General features: G+C 63.7%; 18 protein-coding genes. 17 read left to right on the top strand and 1 reads right to left on the bottom strand.

Features of this window, described 5'->3' with window-relative positions; all coding sequences use genetic code 11:
- Positions 1–16 precede the first annotated feature (16 nt).
- The 10 genes from FFS21_RS13210 to FFS21_RS13255 all read left to right on the top strand — a co-directional run bounded on the left by FFS21_RS13210 (position 17) and on the right by FFS21_RS13255 (position 14,597).
- The gene (locus FFS21_RS13210; protein ID WP_137925282.1) at positions 17–664 is read left to right on the top strand and encodes a PilN domain-containing protein; all 648 of its coding nucleotides are present in this window, start codon (positions 17–19) and stop codon (positions 662–664) included.
- 2 nt (positions 665–666) lie between these two features.
- Positions 667–1,338, top strand: coding sequence for a type IV pilus inner membrane component PilO (locus FFS21_RS13215; RefSeq protein WP_137925283.1), 672 nt, complete (start codon positions 667–669; stop codon positions 1,336–1,338).
- Positions 1,335–1,877, top strand: coding sequence for a pilus assembly protein PilP (locus FFS21_RS13220; RefSeq protein WP_137925284.1), 543 nt, complete (start codon positions 1,335–1,337; stop codon positions 1,875–1,877). Before FFS21_RS13215 ends, FFS21_RS13220 begins: the two co-directional genes overlap by 4 nt.
- Positions 1,874–4,006 (top strand): type IV pilus secretin PilQ, encoded by a 2,133-nt coding sequence (locus FFS21_RS13225; RefSeq protein ID WP_137925285.1) that lies wholly within the window; start codon positions 1,874–1,876, stop codon positions 4,004–4,006. The genes FFS21_RS13220 and FFS21_RS13225 overlap by 4 nt, the downstream gene beginning before the upstream one ends.
- Positions 4,007–4,222: 216 nt before the next feature.
- A complete protein-coding gene (locus FFS21_RS13230; protein WP_137925286.1) occupies positions 4,223–4,834 on the top strand; it encodes a shikimate kinase in 612 nt (203 codons plus the stop codon).
- Positions 4,831–5,937, top strand: coding sequence for a 3-dehydroquinate synthase (aroB, locus tag FFS21_RS13235; RefSeq protein ID WP_137925287.1), 1,107 nt, complete (start codon positions 4,831–4,833; stop codon positions 5,935–5,937). Before FFS21_RS13230 ends, aroB begins: the two co-directional genes overlap by 4 nt.
- A 55-nt stretch (positions 5,938–5,992) precedes the next feature.
- Positions 5,993–7,159: a deoxyguanosinetriphosphate triphosphohydrolase gene (locus tag FFS21_RS13240; protein WP_137925288.1), complete on the top strand. Its 1,167-nt coding sequence runs from the start codon at positions 5,993–5,995 to the stop codon at positions 7,157–7,159.
- An 82-nt stretch (positions 7,160–7,241) separates the two neighbouring features.
- Positions 7,242–7,973 carry a transposase gene (locus tag FFS21_RS13245; RefSeq protein WP_137925289.1) on the top strand — a complete coding sequence of 244 codons (732 nt, stop codon included), beginning with the start codon at positions 7,242–7,244 and terminating at the stop codon, positions 7,971–7,973.
- 375 nt (positions 7,974–8,348) lie between these two features.
- Positions 8,349–13,016, top strand: a complete 4,668-nt coding sequence (locus FFS21_RS13250; protein ID WP_202126800.1) for a glutamate synthase-related protein — start codon at positions 8,349–8,351, stop codon at positions 13,014–13,016.
- Positions 13,017–13,130: 114 nt separating this feature from the next.
- A complete protein-coding gene (locus FFS21_RS13255) occupies positions 13,131–14,597 on the top strand; it encodes a glutamate synthase subunit beta (protein ID WP_137925291.1) in 1,467 nt (488 codons plus the stop codon).
- A 75-nt stretch (positions 14,598–14,672) separates the two neighbouring features.
- Here the strand turns inward: FFS21_RS13255 and FFS21_RS13260 are convergent, their stop codons facing one another.
- Positions 14,673–15,191, bottom strand: a complete 519-nt coding sequence (locus tag FFS21_RS13260) for a GNAT family N-acetyltransferase (protein ID WP_249359360.1) — start codon at positions 15,189–15,191, stop codon at positions 14,673–14,675.
- Positions 15,192–15,365: 174 nt separating this feature from the next.
- On the opposite strand from FFS21_RS13260, the gene FFS21_RS13265 reads away from it, so the two are divergent.
- The 7 genes from FFS21_RS13265 to FFS21_RS13295 all read left to right on the top strand — a co-directional run bounded on the left by FFS21_RS13265 (position 15,366) and on the right by FFS21_RS13295 (position 20,912).
- Positions 15,366–16,454, top strand: a complete 1,089-nt coding sequence (locus FFS21_RS13265; RefSeq protein WP_137925292.1) for a tripartite tricarboxylate transporter substrate binding protein — start codon at positions 15,366–15,368, stop codon at positions 16,452–16,454.
- A 182-nt stretch (positions 16,455–16,636) separates the two neighbouring features.
- Positions 16,637–17,488, top strand: a complete 852-nt coding sequence (locus tag FFS21_RS13270) for an ABC transporter ATP-binding protein (RefSeq protein ID WP_137925293.1) — start codon at positions 16,637–16,639, stop codon at positions 17,486–17,488.
- Positions 17,485–18,261 carry a lipid asymmetry maintenance ABC transporter permease subunit MlaE gene (mlaE, locus tag FFS21_RS13275; RefSeq protein WP_137925294.1) on the top strand — a complete coding sequence of 259 codons (777 nt, stop codon included), beginning with the start codon at positions 17,485–17,487 and terminating at the stop codon, positions 18,259–18,261. The genes FFS21_RS13270 and mlaE overlap by 4 nt, the downstream gene beginning before the upstream one ends.
- Before the next feature lie 21 nt (positions 18,262–18,282).
- Complete coding sequence (mlaD, locus tag FFS21_RS13280; protein WP_137925295.1) at positions 18,283–18,858, top strand: outer membrane lipid asymmetry maintenance protein MlaD; 576 nt, start codon at positions 18,283–18,285, stop codon at positions 18,856–18,858.
- The gene (locus tag FFS21_RS13285) at positions 18,855–19,628 is read left to right on the top strand and encodes an MlaA family lipoprotein (RefSeq protein ID WP_137925296.1); all 774 of its coding nucleotides are present in this window, start codon (positions 18,855–18,857) and stop codon (positions 19,626–19,628) included. Before mlaD ends, FFS21_RS13285 begins: the two co-directional genes overlap by 4 nt.
- Positions 19,629–19,848: 220 nt before the next feature.
- On the top strand, positions 19,849–20,472 hold the full coding sequence (locus FFS21_RS13290; protein WP_137925297.1) for an MlaC/ttg2D family ABC transporter substrate-binding protein: 624 nt from the start codon (positions 19,849–19,851) through the stop codon (positions 20,470–20,472).
- Positions 20,473–20,612: 140 nt separating this feature from the next.
- Positions 20,613–20,912, top strand: a complete 300-nt coding sequence (locus FFS21_RS13295) for an STAS domain-containing protein (protein WP_137925298.1) — start codon at positions 20,613–20,615, stop codon at positions 20,910–20,912.
- Positions 20,913–21,066 lie beyond the last annotated feature (154 nt).

Consider the following 21,066-nt stretch of genomic DNA (forward strand, 5'->3'; position numbering starts at 1 on the left):
ACCTTGGGGGACACGCATGTCCACGACGACGAATACCATTCCGTCGGTCAACCTGCTGCCTTATCACGAGGCGCGCAAGGCAGCCCGACGCAAGAAGGTCTACACGATGCTGGGCGGTGCGGCGGGCGCAGGTGCGCTCGTGGTGCTGGCTGGCGGCTTCTACATTGACGCGCAGATCGAGGATGTCAGCCGTCTGAATCAGACGCTTTCGACCGAGAACGCCCGCATGGACGGGCAGATCAAGGAAGTCAACTCGCTCAAGAAGGATATCGAGGCACTGCTCGACCGGCAGCGCGCCATCGAAAGCTTGCAGGCCCAGCGCAACCTGCCGGTGCAGTTGCTCGAGGAACTGGTTCGCCAGGTACCCGAAGGCGTGTACCTGACAAGCCTCAAGCAGACGGGCGACAACTTTGTCATGGCCGGCATCGCGCAATCCAACGAGCGTGTCTCCGAACTGCTTCGCAACATCGACCAGGTGCAATGGCTCGATCGAGCCGAGTTGGTCGAGTCGAAGGCCACCGTGATGACGAACAACCTGAAGGAGCAACGCAGGCTGTTCGACTTCTCGATGCGCTTCTCGTATCGCGTGGAAGAACCCGCCGTCAAGAAGGGCGCCGGCGGCGCATCGGCGGCCGCGGCCAAGCCCGCGAAAGGCAAGGTCTGACCATGGCGCTGAATTCCGATATCTCCCTGCAGGATCTGACCGCGCAGTTCCGCGGCCTGAACCTGAACGAGCCCGAAACGTGGCCTACCGCCCCGCGCCTGCTGTTCTCGGTTCTGGCCGCGGTGATCGTGCTGGTACTCGGCTGGCAGTTCTACTGGAGCGACAAAACCGCCGATCTTGATCGCCGTCATGCCGAACACGAGACTCTCAAGACACAGTTCCGAAGCAAGGTGGCGCAGGTGGCCAACCTCGAAGCATTGCGCAAGCAGAAGGTGGAAGTGGAAAAGCGCGTCGCGCTTGCCGAACGCCAGTTGCCGAACAGTACCGAGATGGACGCGCTGCTCGCGGACGTGAACCACGCTGGTGTGGCGCGCGGCCTCCAGTTCGAACTGTTCAAGCCACAGGCCGCCATCATCAAGCCGTACTTTGCCGAGATTCCGGTCAACCTCAAGGTCACCGGCCGCTACCACGACGTTGCGCTGTTCAATGCGGACGTGGCGGCCCTGTCGCGGATCGTGTCGATGCGTAACCTGAACATGTCGGTGGCCAAGGACGGCACGCTTTCGATGGAAGGTGTGGCGATGGCCTATCGTGCGCTGGACCCGGACGAGCAGGCAGCACAACGCAAGGCGGCTGCCGATGCCGCGGCGAAGAAGAAGGGAGGTGCCAAGTGAGTCGCCTTCTCGAACGATGCCCCCCGGTTGCGCTGCATACGTTGGCTGCTGCGGCACTGGCGGTGCTCGCGCTGACCGGATGCGGCCCTAGCGAGGACGACGGCCTGAGACTGTGGATGGACCAGACGCGTGCCGCTAAGGCGCCCGCGCCCGAGCCGCTGCCCGACGTCAAGCCTTACACGCCGCGCGAGTATGCCGGCCGTAGTTCGCCGGAGCCATTTGCGCAGACCAAGATCGGCGAGCTGAACAAGTCGATGACCGAGTCGCCGGAGGCCGGACGGCGACGCGAGCCGCTTGAAGACTATCCGCTGGAGAACTTCAAGATGCTCGGCATGCTGAAGAAAAACGGCGAGACCTACGGTGTCGTACGCGTAGATAACAAGATCCACCACGTCAAGGTGGGTCAATATCTCGGCCAAAGCTATGGCCGGGTCGTCCGCATCAACGATCAGGAGATCGTGTTGCGCGAATTGGTTCGGGAAGGGGTCTCAGATTGGAAAGAGAAAATGACCAGCCTGAAGCTGGAGGCATCCGCATGATCACCGCACGTTGGGTCAGGACGCTTGCGGGCGCGTCCGCTATGGCGCTGATGCTGGCCGCTCCGGCCGCATTTGCACAGAACAACCAGCTCAAACAGGTGGACGCCAACGTGGTTGGCGAGCAGACCGTGTTCACGGTCGACCTCAAGAGCCCGCTGGCGCAGAAGCCGGTGGATTTCACGACGCAGAATCCGTCGAAGATCGCGATCGATTTCTTCGATACCGGGTTTGTAGCGGGCCGGGCACAGTATGAGTACGCCGGCAAGCTGCTCAAGAGCGCCAACGTGATGCAGATCGGGGACCGCACCCGCGTGGTGCTGAACCTGAGTCGCAACGCGACGTATCGCACGGAAATTCGGGGCACGCAGTACGTGGTGTTGATGGACAACGTCACGCAGTCGGCTACCGCCGCCGCACCGACGTTCGCGCCATCGCCGACCGTGACCGCCGCCGTGGCGGCCAACCGTCCGTCGGTACGCAATATCGATTTCCGTCGCGCAGGCGAGAGTGCGGGCCGCGTGGTGGTGGACCTGTCCTCGCGCGATACCGGCATCAACATCCAGCAGCAGGGCCAGAACCTGGTCGTGGATTTCATGGGCACCGCGCTGCCCGCCGATCTGCGCCGCCGCTTCGACGTGACGGATTTCGGCACGCCGGTGCAAGGTCTGCGTGCCAACGATGCCAACGGCAGCGCTCGCCTCATCATCGAGCCGCGGGGCAACTGGGAATATAGCTCTTACCAGACCGACACTCAGTTCGTGGTGGAGGTGCGGCCGGTCAAGAACGATCCGAACAAGCTGATCGCCGGTCAGGGATATCGCGGCGAGAGGTTGTCGCTGAACTTCCAGAACATCGATATCCGGTCGCTGCTGCAGGTCTTTGCGGACTTCACGAACCTGAACATCATCACGAGCGACACGGTGCAGGGCAACCTGACGCTGCGCCTCAAGGATGTGCCGTGGGACCAGGCGCTCCAGATCGTGATGGACTCGAAGGGGCTGGCGTCGCGCCGCAACGGCAACGTGCTGTGGGTGGCGCCGAAGGCCGAGCTGGCCACGAAGGAAAAGCTCGAGCTTGAGTCGATGCAGCAGATCAACGAACTCGAGCCGATCCGCAGCCAGGTGTTCCAACTCAACTACCAGCGTGCCGACGATGTGCGCCGCATGCTGCTGGGGTTGCCGGTTGCGGGCAGTGGCGGCGGTGCTGCACCGGCGGGTGGTGCAGCGGGTGCCGCGAGCGTGACGCGCATGCTGTCGAAGCGCGGCTCGCTGACGGCGGATCCGCGTACGAACCAGCTGTTCGTGTCGGACATCGGCAGCAAGCTGGAAGAAGTGCAAGGCTTCCTGCAGAAGATCGACATTCCTGTACGCCAGGTCATCATCGAGGCGCGCATCGTCGAGGCGAGCGATACGTTCAGCCGCAATCTCGGTGTGAAGCTGGGTTTTGCCCTGCCGCGCTCGGGCAGCGCAATCGGCAATTCCTATCAGAACGTGGCCTCGCCATTCACGGCCGACAGCAAGTGGACCAACGCGCCGGCGCTGAGTTTGCCGGCAGCGGCGATCAATGGCGTGGACCCGGCATCGGTGGCGTTCAGCATCTTCAACGCCGGCGCAGGCCGCTTCCTGGATCTGGAAATCTCGGCGCTGGAAGCTGACGGCAAGGGCAAGATCATCTCCAGCCCGCGTGTCGTGACGGCAAACAACATCAAGGCGCTGATCGAGCAGGGTACCGAACTGCCGTACCAGTCGGCTACGTCGAGCGGCGCCACGTCGATCCAGTTCCGCAAGGCCAACCTGAAGCTGGAAGTCACGCCGCAGATCACGCCCGAAGGCAATGTGCTGCTGGACGTCGATGTGAACAAGGACAGTGTCGGTATCCAGACCGTCAACGGCTTTGCCATCGACACCAAGCACGTGCAGACCCAGGTGCTGGTCGACAACGGCGGCACGGTGGTGATTGGCGGTATCTACAGCCAGGACGAAAGCAACAACGTCAACAAGGTGCCCTTCCTGGGCGATATCCCGGTGATCGGCAACCTGTTCAAGAACAACGCCAAGGTCAACAACCGGACCGAGCTCCTGGTGTTCCTGACGCCGCGCATCCTGAACGATAACGTCTCGCTGAAATAGCCCGGTCCGGGTGCAGCACCAAGCCCGGATGCAGTAAACTGGCAGGCCGCGTCGCAACCCGACGCGGCCTTTTTCCTTTTGGCGGCGTCGTGGGCGGTATCGATGGCTGGCCGGGACGGGAGCCATGCAATGATGCACAATGGCGTTTGCATCACGTCGCGTCCCCTCCCAGGCGACCGCGCGTGCCCCGAGCCTTATCGTGCAAGACAGTCTCCTGTGACAGCCAATCGCCCGAACCTATTCTTTGTTGGCCTGATGGGCGCCGGCAAGACCACCGTGGGCCGCGCCGTAGCCCGACGCCTGAACTATCCGTTCTTCGATTCGGACCATGAACTCGAAGCGCGGTGTGGCGTGCGCATCCCGGTAATTTTCGATCACGAAGGTGAAGCCGGATTCCGGGACCGCGAGGAACACGCCATTGCAGAACTGACGTCGCGCAGCGGCATTGTGCTGGCAACCGGCGGCGGCGCCGTGCTGCGCGAGGCCAACCGGGCGGCCCTGAAGGCCAATGGCACGGTCGTCTACCTGCGCGCCAGCCCGCATGACCTGTGGCTGCGCACCCGGCATGACCGCAACCGTCCACTGCTGCAAACCGCCGATCCCAAGGGGCGCCTGGAAGCGCTCTACGCCGAGCGCGATCCGCTCTATCGGGAAGTGGCGGACTTCATTATCGAAACCGGCAAGCCGACCGTGGCACAGCTTGCTAATATGGTTCTCATGCAACTTGAAATGGCCGGCTTCACGCTTCCGCCCGTCGATACTGCCGCCGATTCGATTTCGGAAACGGACGAGCCAGACGGGCGCCCGGCCCAGGACACCCATTCATGATCACGCTGGAAGTCGATCTCGGGACGCGTAGCTACCCGATCCATATCGGCGGCGGCCTGCTGGACCGCGCCGAACTGCTGCAACCGCATGTGCGGGGGCAGCACGCTGTCATCGTCACCAACGAAACCGTGGGGCCACTATACGCGGCGCGCGTCGAGGCCGTGCTGGCGAAGCTCGGCAAGACCGTACGGACGGTGGTACTGCCCGACGGCGAGCGCTTCAAGCAGTGGGAAACGCTGAACCTTATCTTCGATGCGCTATTGCAGGCTGGCGCCGATCGCAAGACGACACTGATCGCACTGGGCGGCGGCGTGGTGGGCGACATGACGGGGTTTGCAGCCGCCTGCTATATGCGTGGCGTGCCGTTCGTGCAGATGCCGACGACGCTGCTGTCACAGGTGGACTCGTCCGTGGGCGGCAAGACTGGTATCAACCACCCGCTCGGCAAGAACATGATCGGCGCGTTCCACCAGCCGAATGCTGTGATCGCCGATATCGACACGCTGCGAACGCTGCCGCCGCGGGAACTCGCAGCGGGGCTGGCCGAGGTCATCAAGCATGGTGCCATCGCCGATGCGGACTACTTCGGCTGGATCGAATCGAATATCGGCGGACTCAATGACTGCGACGTCGTGCTGATGGCCGAAGCCGTGCGCCGCTCGTGCGAGATCAAGGCAAGTGTGGTGGCGCAGGACGAGCGCGAAGGCGGCCTGCGCGCCATCCTCAATTTTGGGCACACGTTCGGCCATGCCATCGAAGCCGGCATGGGCTACGGCGAATGGCTGCACGGGGAGGCCGTGGGCTGCGGCATGGTGATGGCAGCGGACCTGTCGCATCGGCTGGGCTTCATCGACGTGCAGACCCGCGCGCGTATCCGCACGCTGACGCAAGCGGCCATGCTGCCCGTGGTGGCGCCGGACCTGGGCGTGGATCGCTATGTCGAACTGATGAAGGTGGACAAGAAAGCCGAAGCCGGCAGCATCAAGTTCATCCTGTTGCGCAAGCTGGGCGAAGCATTCATTACCACGGTGCCGGACCCCGATCTGCGCGATACGTTGCGCCACGCCGTCCTCAAACCGCCTACCGAGGCACCGGTCGCGTGAGCGACAGGTTATGCCTTGCAACCCCGAACCAGCCACGGATTAACGGATTGCCCGCATGACCACCGCTCCCCTGAAAGTCACACCCGCCGACCTCGACGCCCACCTCGCCCCGTATGCCGCGCTCTCTGCGCGGTCGCGCGGGCGCGTGCATGCGGAGCCGGCCTCGTCGTCGCGCAGCGAATTCCAGCGCGACCGCGATCGCGTCATCCACAGCACAGCCTTCCGCCGACTCGAATACAAGACGCAGGTCTTCGTGAATCACGAGGGCGACCTGTTTCGCACGCGGCTGACGCACAGCCTCGAAGTGGCGCAGATCGCGCGGTCCATCGCCCGCAACCTCCGGCTGAACGAGGATCTGGTAGAGGCCATTTCGCTGGCGCACGATCTTGGGCACACCCCATTCGGCCACGCCGGTCAGGATGCGCTCAACGGCTGCATGAAGAACCACGGAGGCTTCGAGCACAATCTGCAGAGCCTGTTGGTGGTGGACGAGTTGGAGGAGCGCTACGGCGGCTTCAACGGGCTGAACCTGACGTTCGAAACGCGCGAGGGCATCCTGAAGCATTGTTCGCGCGTGAACGCCGCTGCGCTGGGTGAGCTGGGGCGCCGCTTTCTGGAGGGGGCGCAGCCCTCGCTGGAGGCGCAACTGGCCAACCTGGCCGACGAGATCGCCTACAACAACCACGATATCGACGATGGCCTGCGGTCGGGTTTGCTGACCCTGGAGCAACTCGACGAGATCCCGATGTGGGGACGCCATCGCGCGGAGGTGATGGCGGCGTTCCCGGGTATCAACGGCAGGCGTGTGATCAATGAGACGGTGCGCCGTATGATCAACACGCTGATCGTCGATCTGATCGAGACCACGGGGCGCAATATCGTGGCGGCCAACCCGAAGACGATCGATGACGTACGCGCCGCCGGCCCGCTGGTGTCGTTCAGTCCGAAGGTGCATGAAGAGGCCCAGGCACTCAAGCGTTTCCTGTTCCGCCATTTGTATCGCCACTACCTGGTGATGCGGATGTCGGCCAAAGCCCAGCGCATTATTACCGACCTGTTCGGCGCATTCATTCAGGATCCGCGCCTCCTGCCGCCGCAATACCAGGCGGCGGGCCACGGCACCGATCAGCCACGGTTGATCGCGCACTATATCGCCGGCATGACGGACCGCTATGCCATCCGCGAGCATCGCCGCATTTTCGCAGTCAGCGAAAGCAACTGACTCGCCGGGGATGCATTGAAATAAACGGGGACAGATCAGGCTATCATTGGGGCCACCCAAGATCAGATAGCCGGATTGCCCCATGGCTCGCCTTCCCCGATTCTCTCCCCCTGACATGCCTGTGCTGGTGTTGCAGCGCGGGAACAACCGCCAGCCGGTGTTCCTCGGCACAGACGACTACCTGCATTACCTCGATTGCCTGCGCATGGCAGCCCGCGAACACGAGTTGTCGATCCACGCCTATGCATTGCGGCCCAACCATATCCACCTGGTCGCCACGCCCAAGGGGGCTGATTCGCTGAGCTTGACGATGCAAGCGGTGGGCCGGCGCTACGCTCGGCATTTCAATCGGGTGGCAGAGCGTACTGGCACCCTCTGGGAAGGACGGTTTCGCTCGGCGGTCATCGAACCCGGCCTCTGGATGATGCCCGCCATGCTCTATGTCGAGGGGAATGCGGTTCGTTCTGCCGATGTCTTGACGCCTGACGCCGACCGCTGGAGCAGCTATCGCCATCATGCCGGCATCGAAGCCAGTCCGCTTGTAAGCGATCACTCCGTGTATTGGGATCTCGGTAACACGCCATTCGAGCGTCAATCCAACTACCGGGCGCTGATGGCTGACGGCCTGTCCGGCAAGGCGCTCGCCACTCTGCAAAAACATGCCCATAGCGGCTGGCCGCTGGGTAGCGATGCGTTCCTGGCGCAGTTGGAGCGGCAGTCCACCCGGCGCGTGCAACCCCTTCCCAAAGGCCGGCCGCGCAAGGTGGGGGGCGAGGACGCGTTGACGGCGCCGTCGGAGCACGCACCAAGTTGAGGCATTTGTGCGCGAAATTTAATGTGTCCCCATTAATTGACCCTACAAAAATGGTGCGATTTTTAATGTGTTCTGACCCCATTTAAAAAATCTGCACGGTTAAGTCGATTCTCTTATAGTTGCCCCACCCACACAGTCATTGTGCGGCGCGTCACGCTCGTGTACGCCGCTGCGGTGCCTGCTTGCCACGCCCGATAAAGAGGCCCTGCAGCAGCCACCCCTACGGTCTGCACGCGCGCTGATTGCGCAGCCTTCACCGGAATTCAGCCCGTGGACCATACGCAACACCCCACCGCTTCTGATGCACTCGCCGCCCGCCCGCAGGCCCAGGGCCTGTATGACCCGACCAACGAGCACGACGCCTGCGGCGTCGGCATGGTCGCGCACATCAAAGGCAAGAAGTCCCACGAAATCGTTTCGCAGGGCTTGAAGATCCTGGAGAACCTGGATCACCGGGGCGCCGTGGGCGCTGACCCGCTGATGGGCGACGGGGCCGGCATCCTGATCCAGATTCCGGACCAGTTCTACCGCGAGGAAATGGCCAAGCAGGGCGTGACCCTGCCGCCGAACGGCGAGTACGGCGTGGGCATGATCTTTCTTCCGAAGGAACACGCGTCGCGTCTGGCCTGCGAGCAGGAACTCGAACGCACGGTGCGCCTGGAAGGCCAGGTCGTGCTGGGCTGGCGCGATGTGCCGGTGGACGCCAACATGCCGATGTCGCCGACGGTGCGCGAGACCGAGCCGGTCATCCGCCAGATCTTCATCGGTCGCGGCCGCGACATCATGACCACCGACGCGCTGGAACGTAAGCTCTACGTCATCCGCAAGACGGCCAGCCACGCCATCCAGGCGCTGAAGCTCAAGCACGGCAAGGAATACTTCGTGCCGTCGATGTCGGCCCGTACCGTGGTGTACAAGGGTCTGTTGCTGGCCAACCAGGTGGGCGAGTACTACCTGGACCTGCAGGATTCGCGCGCCGTGTCGGCACTGGCCCTGGTTCACCAGCGCTTCTCGACGAACACCTTCCCGGCCTGGGAACTGGCCCACCCGTACCGCATGGTTGCCCACAACGGCGAAATCAACACGGTCAAGGGCAACGTGAACTGGGTGAACGCGCGGACTGGCGCGATCTCGTCGCCCGTGCTCGGCGATGACCTGCCCAAGCTCTGGCCGCTGATCTATCCGGGCCAGTCGGACACGGCATCGTTCGACAACTGCCTCGAACTGCTGACGATGGCCGGCTACCCGCTCGTCCACGCCATGATGATGATGATCCCGGAAGCCTGGGAACAGCACACCATGATGGACGACAACCGTCGTGCCTTCTACGAATACCACGCCGCGATGATGGAGCCGTGGGACGGCCCCGCCGCCATCTGCTTTACCGATGGCCGCCAGATCGGCGCCACGCTGGACCGTAACGGCCTGCGTCCGGCCCGCTTCTATGTGACCGAGGACGATTTCGTCGTGCTGGCTTCGGAAGCTGGCGTGCTGCCGTTCCCGGAATCGCGCATCGTCCAGAAGTGGCGCCTGCAGCCGGGCAAGATGTTCCTGATCGACATGGAGCAGGGCCGCATCATCGACGACAAGGAACTCAAGGACAACCTGGCCAACGCCAAGCCGTACAAGAGCTGGATCGACGCCGTCCGCATCAAGCTGGACGAGATCGACGCCAAGCCGGAAGACGTGGCGGCCGAGAAGAAGCCGGTGTCGCCGCTGCTGGATCGCCAGCAGGCATTTGGCTACACGCAGGAAGACGTCAAGTTCCTGATGGCGCCGATGGCGCTGGCCGGCGAGGAAGCCACGGGCTCGATGGGAAATGACTCGCCGCTGGCCGTGCTGTCGTCGAAGAACAAGACGCTGTACCACTACTTCCGCCAGCTGTTCGCACAGGTGACCAACCCGCCGATCGACCCGATCCGCGAGAACATGGTGATGTCGCTGGTGTCGTTCATCGGTCCGAAGCCGAACCTGCTGGAACTGAACAACATCAACCCGCCGATGCGCCTCGAAGTGTCCCAGCCCGTGCTGGACTTCAAGGACATCGCCAAGATCCGCAACATCGAGCACTACACCGGCGGCAAGTTCCGTTCTTACGAACTGAACATCTGCTACCCGGTGGCGTGGGGCAAGGAAGGCATCGAAGCCCGCCTGGCATCGCTGTGCGCGGAAGCCGTGGACGCCGTGCGTTCGGGCTTCAACATCCTGATCGTGACGGACCGTCGCGTGGACGGTGGCGAGGTGGCGATTCCCGCGCTGCTGGCCACGTCGGCCATCCATCATCACCTGGTGGAGAAGGGCCTGCGCACGTCCGCCGGCTTGGTCGTGGAAACCGGCTCGGCACGTGAAGTCCACCACTTCGCACTGCTGGCCGGCTACGGCGCGGAAGCCGTGCACCCGTACCTGGCGATGGAAACGCTGGCCGATATGGCCGCGGGCCTGTCGGGCGACCTGTCGCCGGAAAAGGCAGTCAAGAACTTCGTCAAGGCGATCGGCAAGGGCCTGTTCAAGGTGATGTCGAAGATGGGCATCTCCACGTACATGTCGTACACGGGCGCCCAGATCTTCGAAGCCATCGGCCTGTCGCGCGAACTGGTGCAGAAGTATTTCCACGGCACGCCGTCGAATGTCGAAGGTATCGGCATCTTCGAGGTGGCCGAGGAAGCGCTGCGCCTGCATCGCGATGCATTCGGCAACAACCCGGTGCTGGAGAGCATGCTCGACACGGGCGGCGAATACGCCTACCGCGTGCGCGGCGAAGAACACATGTGGACGCCGGACTCTATCGCCAAGCTGCAGCACTCGGTGCGTGCGGACGATGGCAAGGGCCAGTACCAGACGTACAAGGAATACGCGAACATCATCAACGACCAGAGCCGTCGCCACATGACGCTGCGCGGCCTGTTCGAGTTCAAGGTTGACCCGGCCCGCGCGATTCCGCTGGAAGAAGTGGAGTCCGCCAAGGAAATCGTGAAGCGCTTCGCCACGGGTGCGATGTCGCTCGGTTCGATCTCGACCGAAGCGCACGCAACGCTGGCCGTGGCGATGAACCGCATCGGCGGCAAGTCCAACACGGGCGAAGGCGGCGAGGACGAGAAGCGCTATCGCAACGAACTGCGCGGCATTCCCATCAAGCAGGGCGACACGTTCAAGAGCCTGCTGGGCGATCACGTCATCGAGAAGGACCTGGAACTGAAGGCTGGCGACTCGCTGCGCTCGAAGATCAAGCAGGTGGCGTCGGGCCGCTTCGGCGTCACGGCCGAGTACCTGGCTTCCGCCGACCAGATCCAGATCAAGATGGCGCAGGGCGCCAAGCCGGGCGAAGGCGGCCAGTTGCCGGGCCACAAGGTGTCCGACTACATCGGCAAGCTGCGTTACTCGGTGCCGGGCGTTGGCCTGATCTCGCCGCCGCCGCACCACGACATCTACTCGATCGAGGATCTGGCACAGCTGATCCACGACCTGAAGAACGTGAACCCGATGTCGGACATCTCGGTCAAGCTCGTGTCCGAAGTGGGCGTGGGCACCGTGGCGGCCGGCGTGGCGAAGGCCAAGGCTGACCACGTGGTGATCGCCGGCCATGACGGTGGCACGGGCGCATCGCCGTGGTCGTCGATCAAGTACGCCGGATCGCCGTGGGAACTGGGTCTGGCCGAAACGCAGCAGACGCTGATGCTGAACGGCCTGCGCAACCGCATTCGCGTGCAGGCTGACGGCCAGATGAAGACGGGCCGCGACGTGGTGATCGGCGCGCTGCTGGGCGCCGACGAGTTCGGCTTTGCCACGGCACCGCTGGTGGCCGAGGGCTGCATCATGATGCGCAAGTGCCACCTGAACACCTGCCCGGTGGGCGTGGCCACGCAAGACCCGGCGCTGCGCAAGAAATTCCAGGGCAAGCCCGAGCACGTGGTGAACTTCTTCTTCTTCGTTGCAGAGGAAGCCCGCGAGATCATGGCGCAACTGGGTATCCGCACGTTCGACGAACTGATCGGCCGCGCTGACCTGCTCGACACGCGCGGTGGCATCGAACACTGGAAGGCACGCGGCCTGGACTTCAGCCGCATCTTCTACCAGGCACCGTTCCCGGCGGATGTGCCGCGTTACCACACCGACGTGCAGGACCACGGCCTGTCGGTGGAAGCCGGCAAGGCGCTGGACCACACGCTGATCGCCAAGGCGCGTCCTGCCATCGACAAGGGTGAGCGCGTCTCGTTCATTCAGCCGGTCAAGAACGTGAACCGCACGGTGGGCGCGATGCTGTCCGGCGTGATTGCCAAGCAGTACGGTCACGAGGGCCTGCCCGACGATACCGTCCACATCCAGTTCCAGGGCACGGCCGGCCAGTCGTTCGGCGCGTTCCTGGCGCACGGTGTGACGATCGACCTCGTCGGCGATGCCAATGACTACGTGGGCAAGGGCCTGTCCGGCGGCCGCGTGATCGTGCGTGCCCCGCACGAGTTCCGTGGCGACCCGACGCGCAACATCATCGTCGGCAACACGGTGCTGTACGGCGCGCTGGCTGGAGAAGCCTTCTTCAACGGCGTGGGCGGCGAGCGTTTCGCGGTGCGTAACTCGGGCGCCACGGCAGTTGTGGAAGGCACGGGCGACCACGGTTGCGAGTACATGACCGGCGGCACGGTGGTGGTGCTGGGCGGTACGGGCCGTAACTTCGCGGCTGGCATGTCGGGTGGCCTGGCCTACGTCTATGACGAGGACGGCCTGTTCGACAAGCGCTGCAACACGGCGATGGTGGCACTCGATCCGGTGCTCGCCTCGGCGGACCAGCAGAAGGAGCAGCCGGAATCGCAGTGGCACAAGTTCGATGGCAAGCGCCAGCTGGACGAAGTGATCCTGCGCAACCTGATCGAGCAGCATTTCCGCTACACCGGTTCGGAGCGCGCCAAGGCGCTGCTGGCCGACTGGGCAACGGCACGCCGCAAGTTCGTCAAGGTCTTCCCGACCGAGTACAAGCGCGCGCTGGGCGAGATGTACGCCAAGGAGCAGGCCGCACGCGACAACGATCGCGAAGCGGTAGCCGCCTGATCGGGCAGCCCCACGAGAGGGCGCCTGCGGCCACGGGCCGCGGCGCCGACAAGATACTGACCCCACGCGAGGCTGGCCCGGCCGCCTCGCGCCAAGCAAGACCAAGGATGCAACATGGGTAAGGCGACTGGCTTTCTCGAATTTCCGCGCCAGAACGAAGGCTACGAACCGGTAGTCAAGCGGGTGAAGCACTACAAGGAGTTCGTGTTCGCGCTGTCGGACAACGAAGCGAAGCTCCAGGGTGCGCGCTGCATGGACTGCGGAATTCCGTTCTGCAACAACGGCTGCCCCGTCAACAACATCATTCCCGACTTCAATGACCTGGTGTATCGCCAGGACTGGAAGTCGGCGATCGAGGTGCTGCACCAGACCAACAACTTCCCCGAGTTCACGGGCCGCATCTGCCCGGCACCGTGCGAGGCAGCCTGCACGCTCGGCATCAACGAACTGCCGGTGGGCATCAAGTCGATCGAGCACGCGATCATCGACAAGGCCTGGGAAGAAGGCTGGGTCGCACCGCAGGTAGCCAAGCACAAGACCGGCAAGACCGTGGCCGTGGTGGGTTCGGGCCCGGCGGGCATGGCCGCTGCGCAGCAACTGGCGCGCGCCGGTCACGACGTGACCGTGTTCGAGAAGAACGACCGCGTGGGTGGCCTGCTGCGGTATGGCATCCCCGACTTCAAGATGGAAAAGACGCTGATCGACCGCCGCATCGAGCAGATGCAGTCGGAAGGCGTGACGTTCCGCACGGGCGTGATGGTGACCGATGGCGACAAGCTGCCGGCCGGCATCAAGAACTACGCTCGCGAAACGGTGACTGCGCAGGCGCTGATGGACCAGTTCGACGCCGTGGTGCTGGCGGGCGGCTCCGAAGTGCCGCGCGATCTGCCGGTGCCGAACCGCGATCTGGATGGCGTGCACTACGCGCTGGAATTCCTGATTCCGCAAAACAAGGAAGTGGCCGGCGACGGCGCCAACGAGATCCGTGCCGAAGGCAAGCACGTGATCGTGATCGGTGGCGGCGATACGGGCTCTGACTGCGTGGGTACGTCGAACCGCCATGGCGCGGTGTCGGTGACGCAGTTCGAACTGCTGCCGCAGCCGCCGGAAGAAGAGAACAAGCCGCTGGTGTGGCCGTACTGGCCGATCAAGATGCGCACGTCGTCGTCGCACGACGAAGGCTGCTCGCGCGACTGGTCGGTGGCCACCAAGGAATTCATCGGCGAGAACGGCAAGGTCACGGCGCTGAAGGCGTGCCGCGTGGAATGGAAGGACGGACGCATGCAGGAAGTGCCGGGCAGCGAGTTCGTGCTCAAGGCCGATCTGGTGCTGCTGGCAATGGGCTTCACGAACCCGGTAGGTTCGGTGCTCGAAGCGTTCGGCGTGGATACCGACGCTCGCAAGAACGCCAAGGCATCGACCGAAGGCGAGCGCGCGTATCACACCAACGTGCCGAAGGTCTTCGCCGCCGGCGACGTCCGTCGCGGCCAGTCGCTCGTGGTCTGGGCCATCCGCGAAGGCCGTCAGGCCGCGCGTTCGGTGGATGCGTTCCTGATGGGATATTCGGAACTGCCGCGGTAAGCATCAACCGGTGCCTCCGGTTTTCGCCCCTCTCCCACCGTGTGGGAGAGGGGAGCCAGACGGCGGGTGATGAATTTACAGCCCACACTCCATCAACACCGCCCCCTCCCCATACGTCGCCAGCTTCGCGCCAAGCGAATGCCTCGCCACCGGCGCGTACCCAAGCTTGCGCCAGAATCCATCGGCATCCTGTACGGCGACCAGCCGTGAAGACCGCAGGCCCGCATTCCACGCCACCTCGCGCGCCGCCTCGTAGAGCTGCACCGCCAGACCCGCCCCACGCCCGATCGGCGCTACGGCCATGTCATGCACGAACCACGTCAGCGATTCGCTATCGCGCCAGTCCCGCGCGAGTGCGCCATTCCATGGCGGCAACGATGTCTCGGGCCAGGCGTGCGTGAACAGATAGGCGGCCAATGTCCCATCGGGCAATCCGGAGATCCAGCAAGTGGAGGGCGAGAGGTCCAGTCGGCTCGCCAGCGCCGCGGCAGTTTCCACGAGCGCGGCGCCATAGCATTGCGCCTGGATATCGAGCACGGCGGGCAAGTCGGCGGCGCGCATCGGCCGCAGCGTGAATTCTGACTTCGGATGCATCGGCGGATTATACGAGCGCTCACATTGGGGTCCGCCCTGAGAGCGTTTACGTGTCTGTGCCGCGCCCGCTCTTCTTCTTAGAATTTCCACAGAACATAACAAAAGAAACTGCCTCGAGAATCCCTTTCAGCCGAACTGGTGCCGCTGCGGTGGGCTGCGGCCCGGAGGAAATTGATGACCGAAGTACGCGTTTGTATGCGGCTTTGGCGAGGTCAAGCGAAGTTGCCAATACTCGCTGCCAAGTGGTTGGGGTGTGCAGTTGTCTGCCTGAGCGGCATGACGACGGTCCTCGCTCAGCCTCCTGCTTTCGCCCAGCTTGCGAGCATTCCGCACAGCTCCCGCGCGGAATTGCAGAATCGCCAGATATCTTTCCCGGCGCGGTCGCTGCGCATGATCGTGCCATTCCCGGCCGGCAGTGTGGCCGATGCCGTCGCGCGCCTGCTCGCCGAGCGGCTGGAGGTACGGCTGGCGGTGCCTGTCGAAGTGGATAACCGTCCGGGTGCATCGGGCACCATGGCCGGCGACCTCGTGGCCAAGGCCAGTTCCGATGGGCACACGCTGTTGTTCCATCAGGCCAACATGCTGATCCAGCCAGGGCTGGAGCCCGTGCCTTACGACGTGATGCGCGACTTCACGCCCGTGGCCCGGGTGGCTGCCACGCCGCTGTTTCTCGTCATCGACGGACGGCTGCCGATGACGACGTCGCAGCAGTGGGTTACCGCTGTGCGCTCGAATCCGGCGTCGTACAGCTTCGGCTATGGTCAGCCCGGGAGTCCTTCCCATCTCTATGCCGAGTACGCGGTGCGCAGCGTCTCGAACGGTGTGCCGCTGGTCACCGCCAAGGGCGAGAATGCCGTCGTCCAGGAAATGCTGGCGGGCCGCATCAGCGCCTGTTTCTGTTCGTGGACGGCCGTGCAGAGTCATGTGCGATCAGGCGCACTCAAGATACTTGGCGTGGCTGGGCCGCTGCGGTCGCCGCTGGCGCCGCAAGTGCCCACGCTGCAAGAGTCGGGCCTCGATGGCTATGGCGCCCTGGCGTGGTACGGCGTCATGGCCCCTGCCAAGACGCCACGAGCCATTGTCGCCCGCCTGGCCGGCGAGTTGGACAACGTGACAAACGAGCGGGACGTGCAGACCCAGTTGCTGGCTGCCGGGCTCACGCCGGTGCGGGATTCGCCCGAGGCTTTCGCCACGGCCATCCGGTCGGAATCCGTACAGTGGCAGGTCATCATGAGGCAAGGCGGGACACGCGCTGAACCCTGAGTGCGGCCCGGCTGGTACGCCTCCCGAGGGCAGGTGGCGCGTAGTCCGCATCTGCAGATGCCACCTCGTTTCCCACCGGATGCCGATTGTTGTCGTGCTGGCAATGGTGAGATCACCACACGGGACAGTGACCGGTAGGTAGTAGCCCTTATAATGGCGACCTGCCTAAAACCGGTGACATTGTGAGCGCTACCGTGCCGAACCCTGCTGGCCAGCTTGCTACCGGCCCGAACATCGTCGAACTCACGGACGTCGATTTCGCGTATGCCGATGGCGCCACGCCCATACTTTCCGGGCTTTCGATGCGTTTTCCGCGTGGAAAGGTCGTAGCGGTCATGGGCGGATCGGGCTGCGGCAAGACCACCGTGATGCGGCTGATCGGCGGCATGGTGCGCCCCCAACGAGGCCGTGTGACGTTCAATGGCGCCGATATCGACACCATGGATCAGCCCGGTCTCTATGCCGTGCGGCGTCAGATGGGCATGCTCTTTCAGTTCGGGGCCCTGTTCACTGACCTCTCCGTCTTCGATAATGTGGCGTTTCCACTACGCGAGCACACTGATCTGCCCGCGTCGATGATTCGTGATCTGGTGCTGATGAAGCTGAATGCCGTAGGGCTGCGCGGTGCGCGGGACCTGATGCCGGCACAGATCTCGGGCGGTATGGCACGGCGGGTGGCGCTGGCCCGGGCGATTGCCCTGGATCCGGCGCTGCTGATGTACGACGAGCCGTTCGCCGGACTCGACCCGATCTCGCTGGGCCTGACGGCCAACCTGATCCGCAACCTGAATGACGCGCTGGGCGCCACCACGATCATCGTCTCGCACGATGTGCAGGAGACGTTCCAGATCGCGGACTACGTGTATTTCATTGCCAACGGCGGTATCGCGGCCGAAGGCGTGCCAGAGGAGCTGCGCCGGTCGGAAGATCCGTTCGTGCGCCAGTTTGTCCGTGCCGAGGCGGACGGCCCGGTGCCATTCCACTATGCCGGCCCCTCGTTGGCCGAAGATTTTCTCGCCGGAGGCTCGCGTTGACCGGCTTCTTCATCTCCATCGGCGCCGCGCTGCGCCAGTTCGTGGGTGGCCTGGGCCGAGCGACGCGCATGTTCGTGGCATTGCTGGCGCTATCGCCTGCGCTCTTCCGCCGTTTCCGGCTGGTGACCGATCAGGTGTTCTTCGTGGGCAACCTGTCCCTGCTGATCATCGCGGTGTCGGGGCTGTTCGTCGGATTCGTGCTGGGCTTGCAGGGCTACTACACGCTGAACCGGTACGGCTCGGAACAGGCGCTGGGGCTGCTCGTGGCGCTCTCGCTGGTGCGCGAGCTGGGTCCGGTGGTGTCGGCGCTGCTGTTTGCGGGCCGCGCCGGTACGTCGCTGACGGCCGAGATCGGCCTGATGAAAGCGGGCGAGCAACTTACGGCCATGGAAATGATGGCCGTGAATCCGCTGCAACGCGTGATAGCGCCGCGCTTCTGGGGTGGCGTGATTGCCATGCCGGTGCTGGCGGCCATTTTCAGCGCCGTGGGCATCCTGGGCGGCTATGTCGTGGGTGTGCAGTTGATCGGCGTGGATGCCGGCGCGTTCTGGTCGCAGATGCAGGGCGGTGTCGATGTGCGCGCCGACGTGCTCAATGGCGTGATCAAGAGCTTCATCTTTGGTGTCGCGGTGACGTTCATTGCGTTGTACCAGGGGTTTGAGGCCAACCCGACGCCTGAAGGGGTATCGCGCGCCACGACGCGCACCGTGGTGATGGCGTCGCTGGCCGTGCTGGGGCTGGATTTCCTGCTGACCGCGCTGATGTTCAGCTAAAGCTTTCCAAAAGAGACTCGCATGAAGAAAAATTCGCTCGATTACTGGGTGGGGCTGTTTGTGGTGGTGGGCTTTGCTGCACTGCTGTTCCTGGCGCTCAAGGCCGGCAACCTGAGCAGCTTTTCGTTCCAGGACACCTATACGGTAACCGCCAACTTCGACAATATCGGCGGCCTGAAGCCGCGCGCACCGGTCAAGAGCGCGGGTGTGGTGGTGGGCCGTGTGTCGTCGATCACGTTCGACGACAAGGAGTACCTGGCCAAGGTGACGATGCACCTGGACAAGCGCTTCGAATTCCCGAGAGATACCTCGGCCAAGATTCTGACCTCGGGCCTGCTGGGCGAGCAGTACATCGGGCTCGAAGCGGGCGGCGACGACAAGATGCTGGCGCAGGGCAGCAAGATCACGATGACCCAGTCCGCCGTGGTGCTCGAGAACCTGATCGGTCAGTTCCTCTATAACAAGGCCGCGGATGCGGGCGGCGGCAGCTCGCCGGCCCCTGCCTCGACGCCGGCTACCCCTTCTTCTTCGACGGATACGTCCGGCTCGGGCGCGGCAGCCTTGCCTGCGGCGCCGGGGCTTGGCGGCAGCAAATGAGTTCCTATCAACGCCTGATCGCGGCCTCCGTTGCCGCCTTTGCCCTGGCGGGTTGCGCCACGGGTCCCCAAGCCAACCCGGCCGATCCGCTGGAACCCTTCAATCGCGGCGTCAGCACGTTCAACGACAACCTCGACCGCTACGCGCTGAAGCCGGTGGCCGAGGGTTACCAGAACGTCGTGCCTTCGCCGGTGCGCACGGCAGTAGGCAATTTCTTCTCCAACATCAGCGATGTCTACTCGGCCGGCAACAACCTGCTGCAGGGCAAGCCGACGCGTGCGATGGAAGACACGATGCGCGTGGCCATCAACAGCGTGCTGGGTATCGGTGGCCTGATCGACATCGCCACGCCGGCTGGCCTGCCCAAGTACAAGGAAGATTTTGGCCAAACACTGGGGGTCTGGGGTGTGCCGACGGGCCCATACCTGGTGCTGCCGCTGTTCGGGCCGAGCAGCGTGCGCGACGCGTCGGGCATGGTGGTGGACCGTTTCATGGATCCCACCTTCTATATCTCGCCGTGGACCGCCAGCCTTGCAGTATCGGGGGTTCGCGTGGTCGACGGCCGGGCACAGTTGCTAGGTGCGTCCAACCTGATCGAGGCCGCGGCGCTGGACAAGTACTCGTTCCTGCGCGATTCGTACCTGCAGCGCCGCCAGTACCTGATCTATGACGGCAATCCGCCGAAGTCCAAGGACGACGAGGATGACGGAGACGACAAGCCGGCACCGAAGGACGATGGCGCGGCACCCACCACGACGAGCGCTGGCTGATCCGGCGCCAGCCCAGTCCAGTCAAGGACGTACGGCGCTGTGAGCGCGGTGTCAGCCCTGAAACAAAGTGTTTGAAAGTGGTGTCTCAAGCATGATTCGGGCAGCGTCGCGACGGCGCCTATGTTTCAATGAGCCCGTCCCGGCGCCGTGTCTGGTGTACCGGGAGGGCGTGACCCTGCCGATATTGCAGTGTCACCACAATGAAAAGAGGAAAATTCACATGCTCAAGCGAGTTCTGCTTCCATTCCTGACTGTCCTGGCATTCTCGGGCGCCGCACAGGCCCAGGCCATCGACACTGCCACGCCGGATGGTCTGGTCAAGACCGTCGTGAACGACGTGATGGCGACCGTGCAGGCCGACAAGGACATGCAGGCTGGCAACATCGGCAAGATCACGCAACTTGTGGAACAGAAGATCCTGCCGCATGCCGATTTCACGCGCACCACGCAGATCGCCATGGGCCGTAACTGGTCGAAAGCGTCGCCCGAGCAGCAGAAAGTGATCGCCGACGAGTTCAAGACGTTGCTGATCCGTACCTACGCAGGCGCCATCGCGCAGATCCGCGACCAGAAGGTGCAGTTCCGTCCGTACCGTGGCACTGCGGAGGACACCGACGCGACGATCCGTACGCAGGTCATCAACAAGGGCGAGCCGATCCAGATGGATTACCGCCTTGAGAAGACCGCTGCAGGCTGGAAAGTCTATGACATCAACGTGCTGGGCGCGTGGCTGACCGAAGCCTACAAGGGCAGCTTCAACACGATTGCTACCCAGCAGGGTATTGACGGCATCATCAAGACGCTGCAGGACCGCAACCGCCAGTTGGCCAACGCCAAGGGCTGACTGTCCATGTGACGCTGGAAACCGTTGCGCCGCAACATGGCGCGCGGATCTGGTCTACAATGGTCGCTCGCTCCCGGCTGTTGCACTTTTTTGTTTGCAGGCGGGAGTTTCGATTCCTCTCCCGAAGCCTCCCTGATCCCATGCCAGCCTTTGGCTCCTCGCTGACCAACCGCAACGCCGCCGACGTGCTGCGTGACGGGCTGTCGCATGTGCGGCAGGGCGACGTGACGGTGGATTGCAGTGCGCTGACCCACGTCGATTCGTCGGCCGTGGCCGTGCTGCTGGCGTGGCAGCGTGCTGCCGAGCAACGTGGCCAGACACTGGCGCTCCAGGGTGTGCCACCGCAGTTGCAGTCGCTGGCCAGCCTTTACGGCGTCGACACCCTGCTGGGTCTGTCCGCCGGCGCCACCCTCCCGCAGCACCACCACCACCGACATTGAACCGGCATCCGTTGCCGTGCGCGGACTCAAGCGCGCGGTCATGCGATGCCACGGCGTCGGGCCTGGCCCGCCGTCGCGCAGGTCAGAGCGGGAGAACCCCCGCATCCCCTATAATTCCGGGTTGTTCGTCCCCAAGTCGCCCCCAACTGCCCTG

Origin of the sequence: Cupriavidus sp. 2SB (assembly GCF_005503625.1) — a bacterium.
Taxonomy (GTDB): domain Bacteria; phylum Pseudomonadota; class Gammaproteobacteria; order Burkholderiales; family Burkholderiaceae; genus Cupriavidus.